General features: G+C 30.8%; 23 protein-coding genes and 1 pseudogene. 6 read left to right on the top strand and 18 right to left on the bottom strand.

Going from position 1 to position 25,817, the window contains the following annotated elements:
• The first annotated feature begins 3 nt into the window (after window positions 1-3).
• The 4 genes from mfd (at window position 4) to K324_RS0101470 (ending at window position 6,208) form a co-directional block, all read left to right on the top strand.
• Complete coding sequence (gene mfd / locus K324_RS0101485; RefSeq protein WP_026747581.1) at window positions 4-3,222, top strand: transcription-repair coupling factor; 3,219 nt, start codon at window positions 4-6, stop codon at window positions 3,220-3,222.
• A gap of 121 nt (window positions 3,223-3,343) precedes the next feature.
• Window positions 3,344-4,642 carry an alpha/beta hydrolase-fold protein gene (locus K324_RS0101480; RefSeq protein ID WP_026747580.1) on the top strand — a complete coding sequence of 433 codons (1,299 nt, stop codon included), beginning with the start codon at window positions 3,344-3,346 and terminating at the stop codon, window positions 4,640-4,642.
• Between the two features lie 72 nt (window positions 4,643-4,714).
• Window positions 4,715-5,464: a hypothetical protein gene (locus K324_RS0101475; protein WP_026747579.1), complete on the top strand. Its 750-nt coding sequence runs from the start codon at window positions 4,715-4,717 to the stop codon at window positions 5,462-5,464.
• A 36-nt stretch (window positions 5,465-5,500) separates the two neighbouring features.
• Window positions 5,501-6,208 carry a YwaF family protein gene (locus K324_RS0101470; protein ID WP_026747578.1) on the top strand — a complete coding sequence of 236 codons (708 nt, stop codon included), beginning with the start codon at window positions 5,501-5,503 and terminating at the stop codon, window positions 6,206-6,208.
• Window positions 6,209-6,300: 92 nt separating this feature from the next.
• Here the strand turns inward: K324_RS0101470 and spoVG are convergent, their stop codons facing one another.
• The 3 genes from spoVG to K324_RS0101455 form a co-directional block, all read right to left on the bottom strand.
• A complete protein-coding gene (gene spoVG, locus K324_RS0101465; RefSeq protein ID WP_026747577.1) occupies window positions 6,301-6,585 on the bottom strand; it encodes a septation regulator SpoVG in 285 nt (94 codons plus the stop codon).
• Between the two features lie 146 nt (window positions 6,586-6,731).
• On the bottom strand, window positions 6,732-6,977 hold the full coding sequence (locus K324_RS0101460; RefSeq protein ID WP_026747576.1) for an RNA-binding S4 domain-containing protein: 246 nt from the start codon (window positions 6,975-6,977) through the stop codon (window positions 6,732-6,734).
• An 18-nt stretch (window positions 6,978-6,995) separates the two neighbouring features.
• On the bottom strand, window positions 6,996-7,988 hold the full coding sequence (locus tag K324_RS0101455) for a phosphate/phosphite/phosphonate ABC transporter substrate-binding protein (RefSeq protein WP_026747575.1): 993 nt from the start codon (window positions 7,986-7,988) through the stop codon (window positions 6,996-6,998).
• 142 nt (window positions 7,989-8,130) lie between these two features.
• On the opposite strand from K324_RS0101455, the gene K324_RS0101450 reads away from it, so the two are divergent.
• Entirely contained in the window at window positions 8,131-9,669 is a 1,539-nt protein-coding gene (locus K324_RS0101450; protein WP_026747574.1) for a vWA domain-containing protein, read from the top strand.
• Window positions 9,670-9,773: 104 nt separating this feature from the next.
• Here K324_RS0101450 and K324_RS0101445 read toward each other — a convergent pair whose 3' ends face one another.
• On the bottom strand, window positions 9,774-10,523 hold the full coding sequence (locus K324_RS0101445) for a biotin--[acetyl-CoA-carboxylase] ligase (RefSeq protein WP_051354363.1): 750 nt from the start codon (window positions 10,521-10,523) through the stop codon (window positions 9,774-9,776).
• Window positions 10,524-10,767: 244 nt separating this feature from the next.
• Here K324_RS0101445 and K324_RS0101440 point away from each other — a divergent pair, with 244 nt between their 5' ends.
• On the top strand, window positions 10,768-11,439 hold the full coding sequence (locus K324_RS0101440; protein WP_026747572.1) for a hypothetical protein: 672 nt from the start codon (window positions 10,768-10,770) through the stop codon (window positions 11,437-11,439).
• An 86-nt stretch (window positions 11,440-11,525) separates the two neighbouring features.
• Here K324_RS0101440 and K324_RS0101435 read toward each other — a convergent pair whose 3' ends face one another.
• The 14 genes and pseudogenes from K324_RS0101435 to K324_RS16490 form a co-directional block, all read right to left on the bottom strand.
• A complete protein-coding gene (locus K324_RS0101435; RefSeq protein ID WP_026747571.1) occupies window positions 11,526-12,362 on the bottom strand; it encodes a hypothetical protein in 837 nt (278 codons plus the stop codon).
• Window positions 12,359-13,060: an ABC transporter ATP-binding protein gene (locus K324_RS0101430; protein WP_026747570.1), complete on the bottom strand. Its 702-nt coding sequence runs from the start codon at window positions 13,058-13,060 to the stop codon at window positions 12,359-12,361. Before K324_RS0101430 ends, K324_RS0101435 begins: the two co-directional genes overlap by 4 nt.
• A 19-nt stretch (window positions 13,061-13,079) precedes the next feature.
• Window positions 13,080-13,646, bottom strand: a complete 567-nt coding sequence (gene pth / locus K324_RS0101425; protein ID WP_026747569.1) for an aminoacyl-tRNA hydrolase — start codon at window positions 13,644-13,646, stop codon at window positions 13,080-13,082.
• 26 nt (window positions 13,647-13,672) lie between these two features.
• On the bottom strand, window positions 13,673-15,076 hold the full coding sequence (locus K324_RS0101420; protein WP_026747568.1) for an MATE family efflux transporter: 1,404 nt from the start codon (window positions 15,074-15,076) through the stop codon (window positions 13,673-13,675).
• A 105-nt stretch (window positions 15,077-15,181) separates the two neighbouring features.
• Window positions 15,182-17,074 carry a tRNA uridine-5-carboxymethylaminomethyl(34) synthesis enzyme MnmG gene (gene mnmG, locus K324_RS0101415; RefSeq protein ID WP_026747567.1) on the bottom strand — a complete coding sequence of 631 codons (1,893 nt, stop codon included), beginning with the start codon at window positions 17,072-17,074 and terminating at the stop codon, window positions 15,182-15,184.
• Between the two features lie 742 nt (window positions 17,075-17,816).
• The gene (locus K324_RS0101410) at window positions 17,817-18,731 is read right to left on the bottom strand and encodes a hypothetical protein (protein WP_026747566.1); all 915 of its coding nucleotides are present in this window, start codon (window positions 18,729-18,731) and stop codon (window positions 17,817-17,819) included.
• A 27-nt stretch (window positions 18,732-18,758) separates the two neighbouring features.
• Entirely contained in the window at window positions 18,759-19,796 is a 1,038-nt protein-coding gene (locus K324_RS0101405; RefSeq protein WP_026747565.1) for a tetratricopeptide repeat protein, read from the bottom strand.
• A gap of 78 nt (window positions 19,797-19,874) precedes the next feature.
• Complete coding sequence (locus tag K324_RS0101400) at window positions 19,875-20,666, bottom strand: spherulation-specific family 4 protein (protein ID WP_026747564.1); 792 nt, start codon at window positions 20,664-20,666, stop codon at window positions 19,875-19,877.
• Between the two features lie 139 nt (window positions 20,667-20,805).
• Complete coding sequence (locus K324_RS0101395; RefSeq protein ID WP_026747563.1) at window positions 20,806-21,849, bottom strand: DciA family protein; 1,044 nt, start codon at window positions 21,847-21,849, stop codon at window positions 20,806-20,808.
• Between the two features lie 14 nt (window positions 21,850-21,863).
• A complete protein-coding gene (gene recF / locus K324_RS0101390; RefSeq protein WP_026747562.1) occupies window positions 21,864-22,952 on the bottom strand; it encodes a DNA replication/repair protein RecF in 1,089 nt (362 codons plus the stop codon).
• Window positions 22,953-22,982: 30 nt separating this feature from the next.
• Window positions 22,983-23,171 (bottom strand): annotated as a pseudogene (locus K324_RS16290) (AAA family ATPase); the annotation flags it as partial.
• Window positions 23,172-23,181: 10 nt separating this feature from the next.
• Window positions 23,182-23,418, bottom strand: a complete 237-nt coding sequence (gene yaaA, locus K324_RS0101380; protein ID WP_172618273.1) for a S4 domain-containing protein YaaA — start codon at window positions 23,416-23,418, stop codon at window positions 23,182-23,184.
• Between the two features lie 658 nt (window positions 23,419-24,076).
• A complete protein-coding gene (dnaA, locus tag K324_RS0101375) occupies window positions 24,077-25,432 on the bottom strand; it encodes a chromosomal replication initiator protein DnaA (RefSeq protein ID WP_026747560.1) in 1,356 nt (451 codons plus the stop codon).
• A gap of 242 nt (window positions 25,433-25,674) precedes the next feature.
• On the bottom strand, window positions 25,675-25,809 hold the full coding sequence (locus K324_RS16490; RefSeq protein ID WP_282705563.1) for a hypothetical protein: 135 nt from the start codon (window positions 25,807-25,809) through the stop codon (window positions 25,675-25,677).
• Window positions 25,810-25,817 lie beyond the last annotated feature (8 nt).

Raw genomic sequence — 25,817 nt, 5'->3', positions numbered from 1 at the left:
TTTATGAACTTTAATTTAAGTTTTTTAAATAAAATAGAAAAATTAAAAGATAAAAAAATAGATATTTTACAATCTGAAAATAATTTTTACCGCGGTGCAATTCCGTGGTTTTTATTATGTTCGGAAAAGAAAAAGATAATTTATATTTCCACATCCAATAGAAATTTGGAAAATTATCATGCAATGCTGGAAAATTACTATGAAATGTCAGAAAAACAAAAGGATATTTTAATGGAAAAATCTAAAACTGGCAAAAAAAATAGTAAAGAGAATATAAATAAGCTGGAAGATAAAAAAATAATTGATATTTTTGAAAACATCTCACAAAATAAGGAAGATATTACAGGAATAAATATAAGACTGCTGGATATTTTAAAAAATCAGGAAAAATTTATTTTATTTGTAAATTTACAGATTACTTTAGATATATTTTTTGAAAAAGTTAAGTTTTTTTCCTTTAAAACTGGGAAAGAATACAGTTTTTCAAAAATTGTGGAATTTCTTGTGGAAAATGGGTATGAAAATTCATATTTGATTGAAAAAAAAGGGCAATATAGCAGACGTGGAGACATTCTCGATATTTTCCCGCCAGATTTGGAAAATCCTGTCAGACTGGAATTTTTTGGGGATGAACTGGAAAGTATAAGAATTTTTGACATTGATAGCCAGATTTCTGTGGAAAAGATGGAAGAAATAAAAGTTTTTGGAAATTTACTTTCTGGAAATAATTATGAACTTATTGAGTTGATTGATGAATTAAGAGCGGAAGATGTAACAATTGTTATTGAAAATGAGGAATTGCTGGACTATAAAATGGAAGAGTTTATCCTGCTGGATAGAAGCCGTGAGGAAACTTATCGAAAAAGGTATGAAAATCTGAAGAAAAAAAGTATTTTCGTGCAGACTAAAAATTTCTCACAGGAGCAGATTGAAACTTTTAGGGATAAAAATAGGCTTGAGAAATTGTCAAAAATTGAAGATGTTTATATTTTTACAAATAGTTACGAAAAGAAAATGGCTGAATTTGGACAAATTCTAACTGAAAAGAAAAACAATCTGGCAATTGAAAAATATGAGCTGTTTGAAGGATTTATCTTTAATGACGATTCAGAAAATCTAGATAATAAAAATAGAAAAAATAATTTTATTGTGTTGACAGACAGGGAGCTTGACGGATATATTTACGAGCGGAAGAAAAAAACGACAAAAGCAATAAAATATAAAAAAATCAATCAGATAATTGAAGGTGATTATGTAATTCATGTTCAATACGGTGTTGGAATTTACAAAGGGATTCAGACAATGGATGAGCGGGATTATTTGAAAATTAAATATGCCGATGAGGATATTTTGTATATTCCTGTAGAAAAACTTGATAGATTGGAAAAATATGTGTCAAATGATACAGAGCCACAGTTATTCAGGCTGGGGACACGTGGATTCAAGCGGAAAAGGAAGAAAATTGAAGAGGATATTCAGAAATTTGCGGCGGAACTTATCAAAATACAGGCAAGACGGCAAAGCCAGAACGGTTTTGTCTATCAGAAGGATACTGTGTGGCAGGAGGAATTTGAAGCGAATTTTCCATTTGAGGAAACCGAGGATCAGAAAAATGCAATAAATGACGTGAAAAAGGATATGGAAAGTCCACAAATAATGGACAGGATTGTCTGTGGAGATGTTGGATACGGGAAAACGGAAGTTGCGATGAGAGCCGCATTTAAAGCGATTGACAATGGAAAGCAAGTTGTTATGGTGGCTCCGACTACGGTGCTTGCAGAACAGCATTTTGAACGGTTTAAAAGAAGATTTGAAAATTATCCGATTACGATTGAGAATTTATCACGGCTTACGAAAAGTAAATCCAAGGACATTTTAAAAAATCTGAAAAGTGGAATCATTGACTTGGTTATTGGAACTCACAGGCTTTTGAGCGATGATGTGCAGTTTAAGAACCTAGGGCTTTTAATTATTGATGAAGAGCAGAAATTTGGGGTTAAAGCTAAAGAGAAATTAAAATCTCAAAGAGAAAAACTGGATGTGCTGACATTAACTGCGACTCCGATTCCACGTACTCTAAACCTTGCGATGCTTGGAATCCGTGAAATTTCCATAATTGACACTCCTCCAACGAACAGGCTTCCTATTATAACAGAAGTGATGGATTGGAACGAGGAAACGATAAAAATGGCGATTTTGCGTGAATTGTCACGTGATGGACAAGTCTTTTATATTTACAACGATGTAAAAAATATGAAGGAAAAATTGAAGGAACTGAAGGAAATGCTTCCAGACTTTGTAAAAATTGAATTTATAAACGGACAGCTTCCGCCAAAGGAAATTAAAGATAAATTACTACGTTTTGAAAATGGGCAGTTTGATATTCTAATTGCTTCAACAATCATTGAAAATGGAATTGACGTGGGAAATGCCAATACCATCCTGATTGAAAACTTTACTGGCTTGGGATTATCTCAAGTTTACCAGCTAAAAGGGCGTGTAGGACGTAGCAACAGACAAGGCTACTGTTATTTATTAAAAACAAGAAATATTACAAAGCAGGGGCGACAGAAGGAAGAAAGCATGCTAAAGGTGGAAGGTATAAAATCAGGCGGTTTTCAAATTTCGATGGAAGACTTGAAAATACGTGGTGCTGGCGAAATTTTGGGAGATAAGCAGCACGGAACGATTGAAACTTTTGGATATGATTTATATATAAAAATGCTAAATGAGGAAATTCGTAAGCAGAAGGGCGAGTTTATCGAAAAAATTGAAAATGTGGAAATTATTCTGGATGAAAGAGGATTTATTCCAGAAACATATATTGAAAAGGATGAGAGGCTAAATATCTATAAACGTTTTGCAATGCTGGAAACAGATAGCGAATTAACTGGTTTGCTTGATGAAATTAGAGATAGATTTGGGAAAATTCCAGAACAGATGAAAAAATTTATTTTAAGCATTAAATTAAAATTATTTGCTGAAAAATACAAAATTCAGAGAATTTTTGAAACAAGAAATCATTTTGAACTGTACTTTTTGGAAAATGCACAGAAAGAGCAGGCAGAATTAAATAAAAAAATTGAAATGAGAAAAATTGTAAAGATTGTTGAGGCAGTAAGTCCGAAGGGGAAAAATAAAAAAGAGGATGTAATTGAAAATTTAGTTGTAATGAAGGTAAAAAAAGGAGATTTTTTAAAAATTATTATTAATCAAAATTAACTCGTTTAAAAAGTAACATTTGGAACAGTGGAAAAATAGGAAAAAGTGTGGTAAAATTTAATAAAGATTTTTAATTATTGAGGATTAAGAAATAATAAAAAATAGAAAAGGAGAATCGCCTATGAAAAGAGTATTATTATTTTTGACAATATTTGGAATGTTGTTATCAACAGTTGGATTTTCAGCGGAAACTACCACGTTGAAAATGGAAAAAATAAAATATCCTAAAGGTATTAGAAATGTAACATCCGTAACAGAAGTGTTCGGAACAGGACAGCAGGTTACACATATCATTGTGGAATTTAATGAAAAAGTTATAAATTCCCAGCTGACTAAAAATACTTTTACAGTGGCTGGAAGAAATGTAGAAAACATTTATTCAAACACACGTCCAGAAAAAACTAATATTGTAAAAGATGGAAAATATGTAATTATTGAATTAAATCCTAAAGATACCGGGGCTTCTCTTCGTATCGAAGGAGGGCAGGGGGCTGGATTCCAAATGAAAAAAGCCACATCAAGCATTACACAAAAGGAAGATATTTTATTTGCAAATGGTAAAAAATTGGAAAAAAGCATTGCTATACTTGAAAATAACAAAACAAAAAATTTAGTTGTAGAAAATTTTAAACAATTTGAATATAAAGATCCAAAAACAGGGACAGTTGTAAAATACAATTTGTATACTCCAAAAAATTATGACAGAAATAAAAAATATCCACTTGTGCTGTTTATGCATGATATGGGTGTCTTGAGTGAAGATACAAAAGCCACTTTGCTACAGGGAAATGGTGCGGTTTCATTTGCGACTCCTGAAGAACAGGCAAAACACGAAGCATTTGTACTGGCTCCACAATACTCAAGACAAGTAGTAAATGATAACGGAGATATTACAAGCGATCTGGATGCAACAGTCAATCTTATAAAAGATCATCTGCTTTCAAGATACAGCATTGACGAAAAAAGATTATATGCAACAGGACAGTCTATGGGCGGAATGATGGCAATTGTCATGAACTTTAAATACCCAGATTTATTTGCTGCTTCATATCTGGTAGCCTGCCAGTGGAATGAAAAGGAAGTTGCCCCTATGGCAAAGAATAATCTCTGGATTATGGTTTCAACTGGAGATGCAAAGGCTTATCCAGGAATGAACACTATTACAAGTGAACTTATTAAAAGAGGGGCGGTTGTAGCAAGGGATAGCTGGAGAGCAGATTACACGAATGAGCAATTTCTGGAAGGTGCAAGAAAAGTTATTGCCCAAAAATCAAATATTAAATATACAACACTTGAAAAAGGAACAAATCCATATTTAACAAAAGACGCTAATCCCGGCTCAGAACACGCAGGAACTTGGAAGGTTGCTTACAGCATTTCAGGAATAAAAGACTGGATGTTTTCACAAACAAAACAATAAACAGCGTTGAAAAATTTTACGTAAAAAATAAAATATAAAAAAATTATAATAAAAAATAGAAAAGAGGTAAAAATGAAAGAAATAAATGAATCATTAAAAAATGAAAATTTGACACAAAAAGAATATTTTATAAAATCCTTTGCAGTTTTAAAGGAAATGTTTAGTAAAGACAGAAAATATTTGCCTTCAATCATAGCATTATTTGCACTTAGCGGCTATACAATGTTTAATTCATTCGAGGCTATGATAAGAGCTTCTGTCGCTAAACAGCCTTTCCCTAAATTACCGTTATCTGCTATGTTAATCAATCTTTTAATCGTAATTGTGATAGAGTATGCCTTGAATTTATTCCAAAATGATGTTATCACCAGAATTGATGAAAAAAATGAACTGACAAGAAAAGACATATTGTCAAGATCCATAATTTTAGCTATAATTATGACATTTATAAGTAATTTTATAAAACCTTTAGGAATAGTAGGTATCGGAGTTTTGTTTGCACTTGCATATTTTGCAGCATTTTTCAGACAAATATATCTATCAAGAAATGTAAGCCTAACAACTGCATTTGAAAAAAATACAGCACTATTAGAAGGCAATAGAGTAAAAATAATTTTACCTTTATTTTTAATAAATGTAATCTCAGCCATTGTATCAGCCGTTTTAACAACTGCTGCTTCAATAATTGTATTAAAATCGCCAAATTCAGCTATGATAGTAATAATTATTCTTATTATTTCCAGAATTTTAATTGGAATATTTGAAATTTATAAAAAAACTCTGGCAAGTGTGATTTTCTTGAATGTAGAAAATAATAAATAATTAAATTTTTAAATGGAAATTTAGAAAGGAGATATTTTGACTTTTAGTTATTTTAGCCCTATTCATATAGAAACTTTTATTGTATCTATTTTATTTTGCGTATTTTTATTTTATATTCCTAAATTTTTTAAAAATATGGATATAAATAAATATTCAACTTTTTTGGGGTATTTTTTGCTCATATTTAAATTAGTTGATTCAATTTACAGGTTAATGTATCAAAATGAACCTATAACCAACGTTACACCTGTCCATCTTTGCAATTTCGCAGCAATTTTCGCAGGACTGTATCTGATTTTTAAAACGAAATTTTTGTATAATGCCGTATATTATTTGACTTTTGGCCCGATATTAGCGTTAATTTTGCCGGGAATAATATATTATCATGATAATTATTATGTCTATCTTTTTATGATAATGCATGCACTTATTGTTTTTACAACCTTTTTTGGATATGAGTATTTGGATGACAAGCCAACACAAAAAGGATTTTTTCAGTCAGTAATTACGTTGCTTCTGATATTTCTTTACGCATTCATTTATAACTCGGTATTCAAAGAGATAAATGCAATGTTTTTAAAAAGTCATATTATTTCACAAGTGAAATTTATAAATCCAATTTGGCTATATGATATTGTCTTGATACTGACAATGATATTTTTGCAATTTGTACTGTATTTACCAGTTATGAAAAGAAACAAAAAGGATAAAGCTGTTTTGGAAAAGTTAAGTAATACGAATTGATTTTAAAATATAAAAAAAAGTACACCACTGATATTAGTATTAATGTATATATATTTTAGTATTTTTAGGTGTACTTTTAATTTACGAATTTTTTACTCTGCTTCAGCCTGAGCTGCACTTTCCTGTTCAAATTTTTCTAAAATAACTTGTGTTATTTCAGCTCTTAATTCAGGTTTTATTGGATGAACAATATCCTTAAATTCTCCATTTGGCATTCTTCTTGAAGGCATTGCCACAAAAAGTCCGTTTTGTCCATCAATTATCTTTAACCCGTGAATAACAAAACTTTCGTCAAATGTTATGTCGGCATACGCCCGTAACCTTTCGTTGTTTTCCGTCTGTTTTCCAATTCTAATACGAATATCAGTAACTTTCATAAGTCTTCTCCTTATTTTGTAATTTATATCTTCCGATATAATTATACCCTATTTGTTAAAAAAAACAAGAGAAAACATCAATAAAAATACAATATTTACTGTTATTTATCGTGATTTTAAGTAGATTTTTTTTATATAAATTAAAATTATTCAATTATTTGGATATATTCATCAATAAATTCCTTTTTCAGACTTTCAGGCGGTAAATCCAGTACTTTTACCTTTATATTTTTATTAAAATATTTTATTTCAAAAATATCGCCTTTTTTTACATCATAGGAAGATTTCTTTACATCTCCGTTTACGACGATATTTCCATTGTCAGCCAGCTCCTTTGCCACTGTTCTTCTTTTTATAATTCTTGTTACTTTTAAAAATTTATCTAAACGCATTTTTTTCCTCGATTTTTATTATTTTATATCTTTCATTCCTTCATACCAGGCTGTATTTGTTTCCACAAATCCAACATTTGGGTTTTCTTTTAAGAAAAGTCCTCTTATTTTACTTTTCTTGTCACTGAAAATATGTGGATTGTCAGTTGTTGATTTAGCTAAAAGCGCCTTTTTGATTTTTTCCTGATCCTCTTTTGCTAAAGTTTTTGTATTAAATACTATTGGCCCATTGTAAACAGGTATTGATTTTATAACTGTAAAACTTTTTCCTGCATAATCCCCAAATGGTGCGACTGCCCCTTTTCTCACTTTATATGTAGCTCCTGAATTAAAGTCCTTTCCAGCAGTCAGCTCATAAATTGTAAATGATTTTGGGATAGCAAATGTTGCAACGTCAACATCCCCTTTAAATAATAAAACTTGTGCTCCAGGATGTGAATTTCCAAACATAACTTTTGAAAATACTTTATTTCCAAGCACTTCATCTGTACTTTTCAATCCAAACTCTTTTACAATGTAATTAGCAGGTATTTTAAATCCTGATGTAGAGCTGTTTGTAACAAATCCTATAGACTTACCTTTTAACTTTTTCAAGTCAAACCCATCTCCAGAACGGTACTGATTGGCATCTTCTGCTCTAACTGCAATAAAACTGTAATAACGTGCATCTTCTAACGTTCCGCTTTCTCCAGCATTTGTAAGCACTGCTTCAATATCTTTCGTTCTCTGTCTGGCATTCAAATACGCCTCAGCTCCGATATACGCAATCTGTGACTGTCCAGAAATAATATTCTCAACTGTAATATTATAATCTGTAGTTGTAACAATTTCAACCTTTTTCCCAGTTGCTTCTTGTACAACCCGTGCAAACTCTTCCCTTGATTTTTTCAACGAATCATTGGTTTCATTAGGTAAAAATACAATTTTAATTGTATCATTCTTTTTACCACAACTAATTGCAAATAACAAAATTGCCAGCAATAACAAACTTCTTAAAATATTTTTTCTCATAATACCTCCTAAATAGTATAAATAAATCTGCCTTATTATAGCATTTGTTATTTGCATAGTCAATTCTATATTTTTTGTGGTATACTTATAATAGATAAATTAAAAAAACTAAATAAAGAACTACAATTTTTAGGAGGTTTTCATGAAAAAAAATAAATGGAAAAAATTATTAATTTTAAGTATTGCACTTTTAGTCTTGACAGCCTGCTTCAATAAAAAAGAAGATATAGACAAAAAGGAAGACAAGAAAAAAGAATCAGAAAAACAGCTTTCAGAAGAGGAACTCCAAAAAGGGAAAGGCGTTAACGGGGATTTGCCTGATATTGTGTACACATATGAGGGAATAGTAGATGCGGCACCTGGAATCTACCAGTTTCCTGATACTTATGAAGAAAATATAGTAAAAAAATCAGATATCTGGAGAGAAAATGTTCAGAATGAACTGAAAAAAATTAAACCTGCCTTAGGTGAAGATGCTTCTGATGAAGAAGTTGAACGTCTCTTCAAGAAATTTTTATACATAGCCGGCTATGATTATGAGCCGATTGAAACTCTTGACAGATTTTCATATGTCATCTTCAAGGATGACATGGTAAATCCTTTTACAAAACAAAAAATTGAAGAAAATATGAATGTCAATCTTGAAATCATTTTAGATGCCAGCGGTTCAATGAAACAGAAAATAGGCGATAAAACAATGATGGAAATTGCAAAGGAATCTATAGAGAAAGTTATTTCCGAAATGCCTGCAAACACAAAAGTAGGACTGAGGGTTTTCGGCCATAAGGGAGATAATACGGCAAGTAAAAAACAGGAATCATGTTCCGCCAACGAACTGATTTCACCGATTGAAACTTTAAATAAGGATAAGCTGAAAAGCTCTTTAGCTCCAATTCAGCCTACAGGATGGACTTCCATAGCAAAATCGATTGAAAACGGAACAAATGACTTGAAAGCATTAAAAGGCGAAAAGACATTGAATATCCTGTATATCATTACTGACGGAATCGAAACATGCGACGGTAATCCTGTTGAAACAGCGAAAAAATTTAAAAATGAAAATACAGATATAGTTTTAGGAATAATAGGGTTCAATGTGGATGCCAATCAGAATAAAGTGCTGAAAGAAATTGCAAATGCCGCAAACGGTTATTATTCTTCAGCAAATGATGCCGCTAAATTGACAGAAGAACTGCAAAGAATACATGAAATAGCTTTTTCTGACTATAAATGGGAACCTTTAAATGACTATATGATAAACAGAATAATAGCATCTCATAATTTGACACTGTCAATGAACAAATTTCTTATAGAAAGATCTCTGGGAGAAAAAAATAATATGAGCTCTCTTATAATGTATGGGTCAAAAAGTTATTCAAATGATTCTAAATTTGCAGGATTATATGAATTTAACGGAAAAATATCTAAAAAACTTAAAGCGCTCAGCGAAGAGAGAAGAGAGAAAATAAAGGCACTGTATAAAACTGAATTTGAAAAAATTGAAAAACAGTCGCAAGACTATATAGCACAGATTAAAGCTAGAAAAGGAGCAACAGTGGCATATATTCCAACAACAAGCAGAAAAAATCCTATGAGCAAATATTGGAACGGACATGGTGGAAAAGGTGGTACGATTAAAGATGCTAAAAAAGATAATGAAGAGTTAAGAAAAAAACAATAATAAAAGAGGCCTATGCCTCTTTTTTAATTTACTAATATCCCAAAATTTAGACTACTTTTAAACTATATTGATTTTACAATTTTTTAACAAAAATCTAAAAAAAATTATGAAGAATAAACTATCTTTTCAAAAACTTCCCCAACTGAAAAACTCCTAACTTCAGGCTTTCGATTATCTGTTTTTTCCATCAAAATCTGAAGCTCCCCATTTTCATCAATATTCTGAGCAACTCCTGAAATAACTTCATTGCCAAATTTTAATTCAATTTTTTTACCTTTCAAATAATTTATCTGATTAATTTCCTTTAAAATATCCTTCCAGAATCCATTTTCTAAATTTTCACACAATGTTTGAAATTCTAAAACAATATTTTTTATAACTTCATCAATTTCATATTTTTTATTTCTTATTTGAGTCAATGAAATGGCTTTACTTTTTAAGTTTTCTGGCAACATATTATTTACATTTATCCCAATTCCCGTAATATAAACATCTTCAGTTTTTTCTATTAGAATACCACATAATTTCATATTTTCCACATAAACATCATTAGTCCATTTGAATTTATATTCCAAATTTTCAATTTCCTTCAAACCGTTTACTGTTGCAAGTCCAGCAATCAACGGCAATTTCAAATAATCCTCAATTTCCCAGTTGTCTCTTTCCTTCAAAAAAAAGCTGAAAATAGCCATTCCATCCATAGAAACCCAGTCGTTCTGTCTACGTGCCTTCCCATGTGTCTGTGTTCTGGCAGAAATAACATCAAATTCCTCATAACTTTTATGATTTTTTCGTAAATATTCATTTGTTGAATCAATTTCGTTAAACTTATACAGTCTTATATTTTTTTTCATTTTGCCTTCCTTTCATTATTATTATCTTATTTTACGTCAGTTAATTATAAAAATCAATATATTTTGGATAAAAGTTTTTTACTCTGTCCATTTAATTTTTAATTATTGAAATAAAAAATAGAATATGTTAGAATAAAAATCAGATTGATAATTTAAAGTTTGTGTAACATAGCTATAAACTATGAACTTCGCTTTAAATAATTTTACTATGAAAAGAATAAAAAATAAAGGAAAAATGATAAAAATGCAGGAAAATAAAAATTTAAATATAGATAATGAAAAAAAATTTTTTTACAAAACTTATGAATATAAAAGCAAGAAGGCTTTGAAGATTTTTTTTGGATTTACACGGGAAAAGGGAAAAAATTCCTTTGAGATTGCAAAGTATCTGGAAAAGGATTTTCCAGAATTGAATTTTATGAAAATTACAGAATATAAGGTTATAAAATATACACCTTTACATATAAAGATAGAAACTGTTTCGGAAAATATAAATAAAACGTTTAAAGGGGATTTTATATCTTATTATAATTATTTAGTTGAAAAGGATGATTTTGAGCTTGCATATAAAACAGTTGATTTGTGGTTAGATTTTGAAACAAAGTTTTTTGAAAAGGGATATTATCATATGGACTTTAGTTTAGGTAATTTTTTTATAGATAGGAATAGCGGTAAAATTGCCTTTATTGATTTTGACGATATTGTGAGAAAGCCGCCTTTTTTTAGAAAACGTCTTTTTTTAACAAAGTCTATCAGAAGTTTTGAAGGTTCAATGAAATTTTTTTTATCGGTAAAAAACTTTTCAAGAGAAGAGAATCAGAAGATTATTGATAAGCTGGAGGAAATTAAGAAAAAATATGGTGTTGCTTCGAGAGAAAAAGATTTGAAGCAGACTGAAAAAATTTTGAACAGATAAATTTTAAGTCCATTTAATAAACAAAAAAACTCTAAATTGAACTAACTATACACCAGTTTTCTTTAGAGTTTTTTATTTATTTAAATTTATTCCAAATTTAGCTTATTTTTTAACAAATAATTTACCACAAAAAATAAGATAACTGAAAATACTATACTTGTGAAAAGCATTCCCAGATTAGTATTAAATACATTTTCAAATGTTCTTAAAACTTCCCATTCTGAATTATCATAATTACCATAATTTTTATCAAAAATATATGTAAAAGTTAATATAACTTGTTTTATTAAACCTATAATCCCTCCAAGAATTATATATGCTCCAATTCCAGTCAAAATTCTGTAAGACTTTACCATATTTGCAATACTTACACAAAGAAATAAAAATAATATTTTTTCAATTGTCATAACTAGCATTGAAATAATACCGATAATCAGAGCTGTCCCTACAGAATGACGTAAAAACATTTCTATTTCACGCAAAACTTCAGGCCTGAATATATTTGCCTTAAATATTCCCTCCACGGGAATAATAAACCAGAAAGTAAAAAATATTATAATCCCATTTACAACAAACCAGCTAAAAAATGTTAATAATTTTGCCAAAATTATTTCGTATGTTTCAATTGGAAGAGTATTTGTCAAATATCCCTCATTTCCATAAATAGAACGGTAATAACGGATTATTACCGCATAATAAGTCATCAAGATTATCCCAATAATTGCAATTACATAGCCAAAATACGACATAAACTGAAAAACACCTGTAGAAATTCTTACCCTGTCATCAATTTTCTCATTTAATAAAATGAACCAAAATACTCTTATAACAATTCCCATTACTCCCATTCCGATATAAAACGGTATTATCAGTTTGCTCACATCCATAAAATCATATTTGATTAATTTGCCTAGATTCTTCAATATTTAAACACCTCCCTAAAGTATTCGTCAACTGTTTTATTATGCTCACTTATTATACTTTTTACATCCTGATAAAGCAAAATTTCACCTTTACTTATGAAAATTGCTTCATCCAGCACCTTTTCCACATCCGCTATTAAATGTGTGGAAATAATAACTGCTGCTTCCCTGTTATAATTTTTTATAACAGTATTTAAAATATAATCCCTTGCCGCAGGATCGACTCCCGCTATTGGTTCATCCAATAGATACAACTTGGCACGTCTGCACATAACCAGTATTAACTGAACCTTTTCCTTCATCCCTTTTGAAAGCAGCTTAAACCTTCTTGTAATGTCAATTCCTAGATCCTTTAACATATTTTGTGCCTTTTCCAAGTCAAAATCATCATAAAAGTCTGCAAATAGCTGTAAAATCGCCTTTACTGTCTTAGAATTATCCAAATAATTTTTATCAGGCAAATATGCAACAATCTTTTTAGTTTCTACTCCTGGATTTTTTCCGTCTATAAAAATTTCTCCTTCAGTAGGTTTCAGAAGTCCATTTAACAGCTTTATAAAAGTTGTTTTTCCACTTCCATTTGGTCCTAATAATCCAATAATTTTACCAGTTTCTATTGATAAATTTACATTATTTAATGCATTATCAAAATCATAAGTTTTGGATAAATTAGTGCATTTTAAAATAACGTTACCCATTAAACCATTCCTTTCTTTTTTATTTAGTGTTATATTTATTCATTAACTTTGAAATTATCATATCATCTTTTATATCGTCAATCAAATTAAATATTTTCTCTCTTGAATCTTTCACAACTTCCTTTTCCTCAGGCGAAAATTTTCCTAGTACAAATCCCAGTGTTTCTTCCTTCGTCTTTGGTTTTCCAATTCCAAATTTTATTCGCACAAATTCATTTCCAACATGGGAAATAATGGATTTTATGCCATTGTGTCCCCCTGCACTTCCATTTTGCTTAATTTTCAGTTTTCCAAACTGCATATCCATATCGTCATAAATTACAAAAAGTTCCGTTTTCGGATCAATTTTAAAAAATCTGACAGCTTCTCCAACTGCTTCTCCACTCAAATTCATAAATGTAGTTGGCTTTTGGTAAAAAACTTTATCCCCTTTATAATTAGTCTGTACAAACAGCGACTTAAACTTTTCCCTTACATCATTTATATTATTTTCCTTCAAATATTCGTCAATAAATATAAAACCGATATTATGCCTTGTCAATTTATACTGTTCTCCAGGATTTCCCAGTCCCACTATTAATTTCATTAAATTTTTCTCCTTTTTCAATCTTTTTAATTGTCTTCATCCAATTTAGGAATTCTTTTCATTTCCTTTTTCAAAATGATTACCGATACAATAAATGCTACCAGATCCGCTATTGGAAAAGCGAACATAATTCCATCAACTCCCATAAAATACGGTAAAATTATAAGTAGCGGCAAAAGTGATATAATTTGTCTTACAAGTGACAAAAAAGCCCCTTGAAATGCCCTTCCAATTGATGTTAAAAACATTGTAATCGCACCTTGAATACCATTTAAAAATATGAAAAATAAAAATATTCTCATATATTTTGTTCCGTATTTAAAGTAAAGTTCGCTTCCACTTCCAAATACAGAAATTATCTGTACAGGGAAAATTTGGAATATCGCAAATGCTACTATTGAAATAACAAAAGCGGCTTTTAATGTCAAATTTAATATTTCACGGACTCTCGTATATTTCCTTGCTCCATAGTTGTATCCTGCAATAGGCTGTGCTCCCTGTGTCAGTCCCAATACAATCGCTATAAATATAACATTTATTTTCATAACAATTCCAGCAACAGCAATTGGAATTTCACTTCCATAAATGGATTTTGCCCCGTATATCTTTAGCAGATTATTTGTTACAATTTGAATAACTAAAGCAGAACATTGAAAAATAAAAGGCGATGTCCCTAATGCAAATAAAATCCCTATTTCTCGTATTCTTATCTTAAAATCCCTTAACTCAAATTTCACGCTTTTAAATCTGAAAAAATACAAAGCTAGCATAACTGCTGATACAAACTGCCCAATTACAGTTGCCCAAGCCGCACCATCCATCCCCATATCAAATCCAAACATAAATAACGGATCTAATATAGTATTTACAAGCGATCCAACAACTATCGCAAGCATCGAATAAAAGGCATTTCCATCAGCTCTTACCAAAGGGTTTGCCCCTATTGAAAATAATAAAAATGGTATCCCTAAAGATGTAATCCGAGTATATTCAATAGCATAGTCAAAAATCTGATTTGTCGCACCGAATGCTGTTAACATAGGCTTTAAAAATATATTAATCAATATGCATAATATAATTCCACCTAAAAGAAGCATCGTTACTGCCGTTCCAGCCACACTTTTTGCTCTTTTTGGACGCTTTCTACCTAATTCCAGATTAAAGTTCGTCGCAGCCCCCACTCCCGTCATAAGTCCAATCGCAAGACAAATTGTCGTAAGTGGAAAAGCCACATTCGTAGCCGCATTTCCCAAAAATCCGATTTTCTGCCCGATAAAAACTTGATCCACAATATTATAAAGCGCATTCACAAGATTGGCAATAATTGCCGGTATTGCAAGTGAAATCAGAAGTTTTGGGATTGATTCCGTTCCAAACCTTGTTTTTTTGTTATCTGCTAAACTGTTTTTTTCTTTTATACTTTCTTCCATTCTTTTCCTTCCTAAATTTTCAAATATCATAATAAAATTAATTAAAACTGAACTTGAAAACCATAACTATGCTATTCAAACTCCAGTATTATTTAACTTTATACATCAATTCTTCAAAATCGCAATTAAAAGTGAAATATCATTATAAGTAACTCCACTAATTCTGCTAGCCTGCCCAATTGTTTCAGGCTGTCCACATATAAGCCCCGAAATGGCAATATTACTAAGCCCTTTTACACTTTCATAGTCAAAGTCCTTTGGAATTATCATTTTTTCCAGTTTTTTAAATTTCTCAATCTGTGCCTTTTCCCTTTCAATAAATACGTTATATTTCGCATTTATTTCTACTTGTTCCTTCGCTAAATCCGATAATTCCACAGTTTCCACAAATTCACTTAAATTATCATAATTAATTTCTTTTCTCGCAAGAAATTCAAAGGCTGAAACAGGGCTGTTCATACTATTTTTACTATTTTTTTCAATTTCCTCACTTTCAGATTGATTTTGTTTTTCTACAATTTCAAGTAATTTTTCATTATTTTCCTTAGTTGGATAAACTGTAATGCTCTTTAGTCTTTCGATTTCATTTTCAATTTCCTGACACGTATCTTCAAGTTCTGTCAATTTTTCAGCATCTAATAACCCAATTTCCTTCGCTTTTTCCAAAAGTCTTATAAAAATGTTGTCTTGACGCAAAGTCAGTCTGTATTCAGCTCTTGAAGGCAATACACGATAAGGCTCTGGCGTTTTTTTGTTTATTATATCGTCTATCAAAACACCGATATATCCCTCACTTCTGTCAATCACAATTTCCTTTTTTCCTAAAATTTTTCTCGCAGCATTCACTCCAGCCATAAATCCTTGACAGGCAGCCTCTTCATATCCACTCGTTCCATTAATCGTCCCCGCTGTATAAAGTCCATCCAGAACTTTTGTTTCAAGAGTTAATTTTAACTGATACGCAGGTACAAAGTTATATTCCACCGCATACCCGTAACGTACAATTTTGGCATTTTCAAGCCCGCTGATTGTTTTTAACATCGCTTCCTGTGCAAATGGTGGCATTGCTGTTGTAAATCCATTTATATAGATTTCGTCCGATTCCACAGATTCCTGCTCCAGAAATATCTGATGATTTGTTTTTTCTGGAAAGTTCATAATCTTTCTATCAAGTGAAGGACAATGTCGTGGCCCCTTTGTACTTACAATTCCTGTAACAATTGGCGAATATTTTAACATTTCCTGTCCCACTTTTATTGTTTCAGGTGTTGTGAATGTAAGCCAAGTTGGTAAAGTCGAATTATATTCTTTTTTTGTTTCGTAAGAAAAATATCGTGGCTTATCTTCTCCCTTTAATTCCTCTGTTTTTGAAAAATCAATTGAAGATTTGGCAATTCTCGGAGGAGTGGCTGTCTGGTATCTATCCAGCTCAAAGCCATATTCCACAAGCCTATCAGGTAAATCAACGCTCGCAGGCTCTCCTTGCCGTCCTGCCGAATATTTTACATCCCCCATAACATATTCTCCGCCTAAGAAAGTTCCAGTACATAAAACAACAGCCTTTGCCCCATATTTTATCCCAAGATTGTCTTCAACTCCCATAACTTTCTTATTTTCTACAATCAAATCTACAACAATTCCCTGCACCAAATCCAGATTTTCCTGCTTTTCAATAATTTCCCTCATTTTAACCCTGTACCAGTATTTATCGGCTTGAGCCCTTGTAATTCGGGAAGCCAGCCCCTTTGTATGATTCAAGTTCTTTAACTGCAAGTTGTATTTGTCAATGTGTCTTGCCATTTCTCCGCCAAGCATTCCAAGTTCTGACACCAGATGGCTTTTTCCCGGACCTCCAACCGACGGATTGCACGACATCATCGCAATATTGTCAAGATATATCATAAACAATGCTGTTTTCAGTCCATGTCTCGCTGCAGCAAGTGCAGCTTCCACCCCAGCATGTCCCGCTCCAACAACAATTATGTCATAATTTTTCATTTTTTAAATTTTCCCTTTCAATTTAATCTATTTTTTTATATTCTTATTTAATAACCTTATCAAAAAATTTAATTTAAACTCTAAATATTTATCTTAATAATTGTATTTAAAATTGACAAAGATTATTTTTATTAATATTTATTTTTTTGTTTATCTCAATACTTTTATTTTTTTAAACGTAAAGGGGATCAGTCGCCATCCCCTTTACAATCCCGGCTCGTCTAAGCATTTTTTTGAAATAAAATTGAAACTCGCTTTTTAACAAAAGTTATTGTCAACTCTTTAAACTAATCAAAATTTAAAAAGTCTGAAAAAGCTCAAACAATCAATTTCATTCCAAAAAAATCACGACAATTTTAGTTTAATTATAATAGATTGTTTGACTAATAATAAACCCCATTTAAATAACGAATTTATTACAAACTTTTCTAATAAAGGATTATAAACCTAATGTTTTCGAGTAATTTTAAGATATAATTTTCATTTTTTAAACAAAGCCTAGTATAAACTAATCCGTCGGAGCATTTTTCTGTGCTGGCAAAACTGTCTGAGCATAGCGAGTTTTTTGTCAGTGCAGAAAAATGTCGTAGACTAGCCATAGGTTGTAGGATTTGCGGCAATGAGCAATCCTACGAAAATAAACTGAATGATTATTAACTATCGAACAACCCTATTATAAAAATTTCTTCTTATTTTCAAACGGGGTTTAGTATTAAATAAATTTTAAAATTATTAAACAAATTTACTTTTTCTCTTTAAAAATATTCCTTACTGGACGAGTAATATCCTTAAAATACACATATCTCTTATGCTTTCTAATATAATATCTCAAATATCTAAAAACTAAATCTTCCCTCTGTTTGCAGTACTTCGCATATTCGTTTGCAAAAATTCTGGCTATTTTTTCATCTTCCATCATCCGTGAAACATTTTTCATCCTTTTATCCAAATTCAGTTTCACTCCGAATTTCATTCTATTTAAGTCAACCAGATAAAATTCATAATTCCCACTTTTGTCCTTAATCAGTACATTTCCTGGTGAGTAATCTTCAAATTCCACACCGCTTTCATGCAAGTAAAACGAAAATTTTGCAAACTGTCTTATGATTTTTTCACGATTTTTTTCTACTTTTGCAAGCATTCTTTCGGTTTCTTCGCTTATCTTGTAGTTTTCTCCCTGCTCAGCCTTGTCCCGCTCAATATCCTCAGGCCAGAAAACTTCCCGGCAGGTAAAATCATATTTTAATTCCTCGCTTATATAATAACTGTTTTTTTTATTATTTTCATTTACAAAGTCATCAAAATATGCGATTGGCTCTGGCGTCTTTATTTTATATTCCAATAATTTTTTTGCATATTCATAAGAACGTTTTGCTTTTGAGCCTTTAAACTTGTAGAAAAAGTTTGTAATGAAATCTTTTTGTTTAAATTTTTTTACATTTACCATTTTTTTTGTTTCAGTATTTTCAATGTTATTATTTTTTTTCTCTTTTTCATTCCCTTTTTTCAAATTATTTTCTATATCTATCTCAAACTTTTTTATTTCATTTCTTCCTGGCTCTACAACATATTCCCCAGTTTTATCAAAATTTTTCAGTACATTTATCAATATTTTTTCATCATATTTCTTATTAACTTCATAATTTTTTTCTTCCATTTAAAATCCTCATAATTTCTAATTTTTTTACTTTTCTTTATTTTCTAAACTTTTTTCATTTTCCTTTTCAAATTTTCTCTTATTTTTTCTCAATCTCTTTTTCAGTTCCTTCAAAAATGCCTTGTCTTCCACAAATTTATCCATCTTGTCAACATATTCAAGTGCTTCATCATATTTATTCTGCAATTCCAGTACGTATGCCAAATTTACGTAATGACGAGAATTTTCAGGTTCTAAAATAATCATCTTATTACAAACCTTCTGTGCATTTTCATAATCTTCCGTTTTCACAAAAAACCTTCCCTGCAAATTCAGCATTTTTATTCTAGAAAGCCCTTTATTTTCGTTCGTCGCATTCTCATAATTTAAAAGTAGAAGTTTTATTTCCTCAAACTCCTCTGCCCTGAACAATATTTCAAAATAATCCTCAAATATATAATCTTCCACATTATCACAATTTATGGCGATATTATAATATTTCACAACTCCCTTTATATTGTTTGAATAAGCCATTGTGTCGCCCATCCGTGCATAAAGTGAAAATTCCTCCACCTCGTTAAATTTTGCATTTAAAAGTCTTGTATATTCACAAATTGCCTCATCATATTTGCCCATCATTGTAAGGCAATCACCTTTTTCCACATATGCTTCTGAGCTTTCAGGCTCCATTTCAATCGCCTTGTCAATGTTTTCAATCGCCTTTCTATAATACTTTAGCAAAGCATAGGACATTCCCATATTAAGATACACAAAATAATTTTTTTCTATTTCCAGAAATTTTTTATAAAGCGAAATCGCCTTTTTCAATCTCCCAAGCGACTGGTAGACAAATCCCAACGTAAAAAGCGTATCCCTGCTATCAGGATACTTTTTCTGCAATTTTTCCGCATATTCCTTCGCCTGTTCAAACATTCCAAAGTCTGAATAAAGTTTGGAAAGTGTCATCAGTGCCGAATAATTATTCTCATCAATTTCAAGCACTGACTTTAAATATACAAGTGCATCATCGTACTTGTAATTTTCCATTGATTTATCCGCTTCCTTCAATAATTCTTCTATATACATCTTTTCTCCATCTATATTTTAACTTTTTTAAATCAACCGATAAAAACTAAACAATCGTAAAATCAAATAATATCAAAACTAATTATTAATCATATTTACCATTTCTATAAATTTAGACGGCTTCTTATCATACGGATTTGGCATAATATCATCCGTTATCATCAACCATCCTGCATTTCTTTGTCGAGAAAGTCTTACAATCTCAGCATATTCCTTAGGAGTCGCACTATGCACAATATGCCAAATATGTTTTGCATTTGACTGATTATTTTCAAAATTGGATTTTGGCTTTTCAAATTTGTTAATATATGTATTTGCACTTACCTCACTTGTCACAAAAATATCCGCATACGGCGAAATTGCATCTGTAATCGGTGCTCCAGGATTGGCAATTACAAGATTATTTTTTGACTTGCTTTTTACATATTCAAAAACTTCCTTCATGTAGCTTACCTGCTGAGGAGTACCAGTAGCAATTTCATCAAAAAAGAACCCATTTATGCTATCCACCCCATAAAATTCAAAATATTTGTCAACTTCAGCCTTTACTTCCTTAATATTTCTCTTCTGATAATTTGTCGGAATATAAGCAATATTCTTAATTCCAGCCTCCTTATTTTTCTTAATCTGAGCCGCATAATTCACTTCCACCTTTTTCCCTGCTCCATTATTTGGATTTATCAGCACATAAGGAACCTTAGCTTTCCCGAGCGTCAAAACATCGCTCCAAAATGGATTTTTCCCATCTGGATAAGTATACGTCGTAGCTATCACAGACTGCTTTATTTTCACATTATTTTTATTAATATTTTTTTCTGCAAACCCATTAATTCCCAATAACATTCCAATCATTAAAAATATTTTCTTCATATCCTTTTTACCTTCTTTCAAAATTAAAATTTTAAAGTTCCGTTTTTTTAAATAATACTATTTTTATCCGAGTTATATTATTTTAACATATTTTGATAAATAATTGTAATTTTTTAACAAAATAAAAAATAGTATAAAATCAATATCTCCTGTTATTCTCAAGCCTAAATTTCATATCCTTTCTTAATCTTCTCAAAGCCCACTTTCTCTCAATCTTAAAAACCTCCTCATTGTCGCTCCCAATCTTATAGTCTACATAATTTTTTATAAATCTTTCCACATCTTCCCTTGACTCACTCCGAATTTCAAATTCATAATCTTCATTTAAAGAAATTTCCCTGTTTTTTTCAAGGCAGTAATAAAGCATATCGTTGTAAGTCTGCTGTGCCAAGATGTCTCTTGCCTTATAATATGTGGATTTGTCGGTATTTGTCATTCGGACTGCCTGTTTTTCTGAAATATACGGTTTATTTCTTATTAAATCTGCCATTTTCTGAAATTTTCTATTTTTTTCATTCATTCTGCACTCAAAACACATTTTCTCCTTGTTTTCCTGCAAAAATAAAATTTTACAGTTTTCACATTGAATATATCCATTATTTTTCAGATATTTTTCCCTCTTTTTCAGTTTTATTGCAATTTTTTCCAGCTTTTTGGCAATATCTTCATACTTTTTATCAATTTTATCAATATTCTCGTGAATTTCCTCAACTTCTTCAGGCAAAAGCACAATATCCCTTACTTTTTCCGTAATTTTACTTTCAGAATCAATATTTCTATTTTTTTCCCTAACATTTCCTCTTGGAATTTCCCCAGCCCGAATTGTCCCTCTATTTTCCTCATTTTCAATAAGTTCGTCCAGCAAATCACGCTTTATTTTGTAATTTACCTTCGCAAATTCAATACTTTCCAAAAATTTCCCATTCAAAAATGTGTTTACTTTTTCCTTTATATTTTCCGCATACATTATCGTCGTATGGTAAATAACGCCATCATTGATAACCACAACAAGATTTCCATTAAATAGACTTTTTGGATAAGTTTTCTCACCAATTGGCCCACTCACAATCTGCTTCCAATTTTTCTTGATTTTCCACAAAATATACTTTTCGTTTTTCAAAAGCGAACTTCTTTTCTCAACCGCTTCCAGTGCCAAATTCTTTAAATCCTTAATTCCTTCCATTTTTCAACCCCTTTTTACTCATTAATAATCTCCCCCTTTTCCACAATAAATTTTTTCCCCTCTATTCCCAAATCCTCTGTCGAAGTTATAAAACATTGGATTTTTTTATTTACAAAATAACTTAAAATACTTTTTTTTCTCGCTTCATCAAAATACGAGGCGATGTCGTCCATTATAAATATCGGATACTCGTTTTTTTCCTTTATTAAAATATCAATTTCTGAAATTTTTAGCGAGAATATTATAGATTTTTTCTCCCCTTGTGAAGAATACGCCTTTGCATTTTTTCCATTCAACTCAAAGACAAAGTCATCTTTTTGAGGGCCAAGCAGGCTGTATCCAAGAAACTTTTCCCTCTCACTTTTCCTTTTGCACAAAATCTCAAATTTTTCCTTCAGTTCCTCCCTAGTCTTCTTTTCCACATCCCCAAGAAAACAGTCATATTTCAATTTTAATTCTGAATTTTCATCAAATAATTTACGATAATTCAAGTTTAATAAAATTGATATTTTTTTTATAAATTCTCGCCGGTTTAAAACAATATTCAGCCCCTCCTCAATAAATTTTTCATTATAAATCTTATAAATTTCCTCTCCAGTCTTTTTTTCCTTTATAAGTTTATTTCGCACCTTCAATATTTTCTCAAAATTCACAATCGCCTGTAAATACTCCTTTTTCGCCTGTGAAATCTCATAATTAAAAAAATTCCTTCTAATGCCAGGATTTCCAATAATCAGCTCAATATCCTCAGGAATAAACGAAATAATGTTAAGTAGCCCCACATAATTTATATATTTATTTTTTTCCCTGTTAATATAAAAATCCTTCTTATCCTCATTCACATCAATAGCAATAGTATTTTCCGACAAATCCTTATGTCTGTACTTCCCAAACACAATCAGCCTGTTCAAGTTATACTTGCGTATCTCCTTCACTTTCTTAGTCCTAAAACTTTTCCCCGTAGCCAAAAAATGGACAGCCTCAATAAGCGATGTCTTCCCCTGTCCATTCTTTCCGTATATTAAATTAAAATACCTATCAAACTTCAACTTCCCATCCACAAGGCACCGAAAGTTATTAAAACTAATCTGATCCAAATACATCGCTATTTCTTCCCTTTCACACTATAACTATCTGTAACTACTTTCCCCAAAATTTACATCAATAAATTTCTTCCTAAAAAACTCCCTTACCTCCCTATTAGGCAATCTCAAGGAATACACATCCTCATAGTCTTCCCCAATTTTTTCATTAATAGTTAAATATCCGCTAAATAAAAGAAGTTCCCAAATTTCCTCCTGTCCCAATAAACTAGATAAATCATCAAACTATTTAATGCTTTGCTCTTACAACAACTTTTTCTCCAGCAAACTCCACAACATCCCCATCATAAATTTTTTTCCCACGTCTAGTTTCCACAGCGTCATTTACCTTCACTTCACCATTCTGAATAAACATTTTCGCTTCCACTCCAGAACCTGTAAAATTTGCCCACTTCAAAAGCTGATCCAATTTAATAAATTCAGTATTTATTATAACTTCTTCAATTTCATTATCTATATTTTTCATTAATTTCCCTCCGTAATTTATTTTCATATTTTTTGTAAATTCCCACTGTTACTCCACTCAACCATTAACCAAACTAATGGTTAATTTCATTGTGGAAAATCCAATTTTTACGTGGAAAACTTTTCCCACAACTATTTCCACATTTTTTCCACAATTATAATTTCTTCGCTTTTTTAGTAATTTCTTTTAGTTACTTTTTTCCACATCACATTGTGGATTTCATTTTTTCTTATGTGGATAAATTTTATCTATTTTTATTTCTATTATTTTATTACAATTTTTATTTAATTATAAATTAATATTTTTTATGTTATCCACAAATGTGGGAAACTTTGTTTATAATTGTGGATATTCTAATTTTAGTTTTACACAATAAAATTTTATTTTTCCACAAAACTGATTTTAATGCAATATTTTTAATTGTTTTTTTCCACAATTTTTGTGGATAAATTTTCAACATATAGTGGAAATTAATTTTTATTTTTCCACATCAAAATTTTCTAATTTATTTTGTTAAATAAAATTTAATTGTTTTATTAAAATTTTTTTATAAAAATTATTTATGTAGAAAACTTTTTCAACTGTGGATAATTTTTTAAATATCTTTATTCTTTTTCCACAAAATTTTCAACATTCTTTCCACATTTTCCACAGTCTTCTATGCTCCAAATATTTTTCTGTTTAATGCGTCAATTTCCTTTTTAAATACTGTATCTTCCTTCGTTTTTTTATCAATTTTTCTGATACTGCTTATAACCGTGCTGTGATCTTTTCCACCAAAAAGTCCACCTATTGCTGTTAGGCTTAAATCCAGTTCGTCGTTGTTTTTTAGCAGATACATTGCGATTTGTCTTGTTTCGACTATCTTTTTCTGACGCTTTTTGGATTTCATGTCGGTTACACTGACACCGTACTGCGTGGAAATCATTTCGATTACTTTTTTGGCTGTTACTTTAGACTGTTCACGTTTTACGTTGTGCATAAGCATTTCCTGCACCAGCTGCATTGTTATCTGTTCATTTAGAAGTTTTGCACGGGCATTCAAGTTTGTGAGTGTTCCCTCCAGTTCTCTTACGTTCGTGTCAAGAAAGTCCGAAATGTATTCGAGAATGCTGTCGTCTATTTCGATTCCCTGTGCCTTTGCCATATTTTTTAGAATCATCATACGGGTTTCATAACCTGGCCTTTGGATTTCCACCGTTAAGCCTGACAAAAATCTTGATTCCAGACGTTTTGACAGATTTTTTATTTCCTTTGGCGACTTGTCGCTTATCATTATTATCTGTTTTCCAAGCTCCTGCAATTTGTTAAATGTGTGGAAAAACTCCTCCTCCACAGTTCCTTCCCCACGTCCAAATACCTTTTCAAAAAACTGTATGTCGTCTAAAAGAAGTACATCTAATGCACGGAAAGTATCACGGAAATGCTGAATCCGTCCACTGTTCAAAACCTTGAAAAATTCATTTGCAAATTCTTCCGAAGTGGAATAATAGACACGCTTGCTTGGATTATTTTCCAGAATTGCATTTCCCACAGCTTGCATTAAATGGGTTTTTCCAAGTCCTGAACTTCCATAGATGAAAAGAGGGTTGTAGACTGGAGTCGGATTATTGACAACAGCAAGACAGGCGTTGTATGCAAGTTTGCTGTTTTCCCCTACAACAAAGTTATCAAGCCTATGTTTAGGATTTAAGCCTGTGTGGAAAACTTGTGTTTTTTCCTTTGTGTCTTTTGCAAAACTGTGTGTTTCAGTCTTGTACGTCATTACATCCTGCTGTTTTACTTCAAAGTTTATTGTAACTTCCTCATCTGTTACGATTTCCACAATATCTTCCATCTGACTCTTATGCTTTTCCATATTCTGCTGTATCAGCTTTGAATTACATACAAGCGTAAGTTTTCCACCTTCCAGTTTCGTTGCTTCCACATTATTAAAAAATGCCTCAAATTCTGCCTCGTTTACTCTTTTTCTCATAATTTTCTTTATTTTTTCCCACAATTTCACAACATCCATCTATTTTTCTCTCCTTTTTCGTTAATTTTTGTTATGAATAAAAATTTTATATTTTTCCACATCTTGTCCAGCAATTTTATTTTGGTAATTTCCCCCTTAAATTTGTACTTTTATTTGATTTTACTATAACATAAATAAAATAAATAATCAAGATTTTAAAGAAAAGTTTTCCACAGACTTTTCCACATAAAAAATACAATATTTTTCTGCTGTTTATCAAAATATTTCTAATTTTTAAATTTTTATCCACAGAAATTAACTATGCTCATTTTCAGTACCTTACCACATATTATCCACACGCTTTCCACTTTTCCACAAAGCATGTTGATAATTATGTTTACAATTTTGTTGATAATATTTTTCCACAAATTTGCCAAAAGTTTTC

It is taken from the genome of Leptotrichia trevisanii DSM 22070 (assembly GCF_000482505.1).
Taxonomy (GTDB): Bacteria; Fusobacteriota; Fusobacteriia; order Fusobacteriales; family Leptotrichiaceae; genus Leptotrichia; species Leptotrichia trevisanii.
This window is presented reverse-complemented; position numbering and strand designations above follow the sequence as displayed.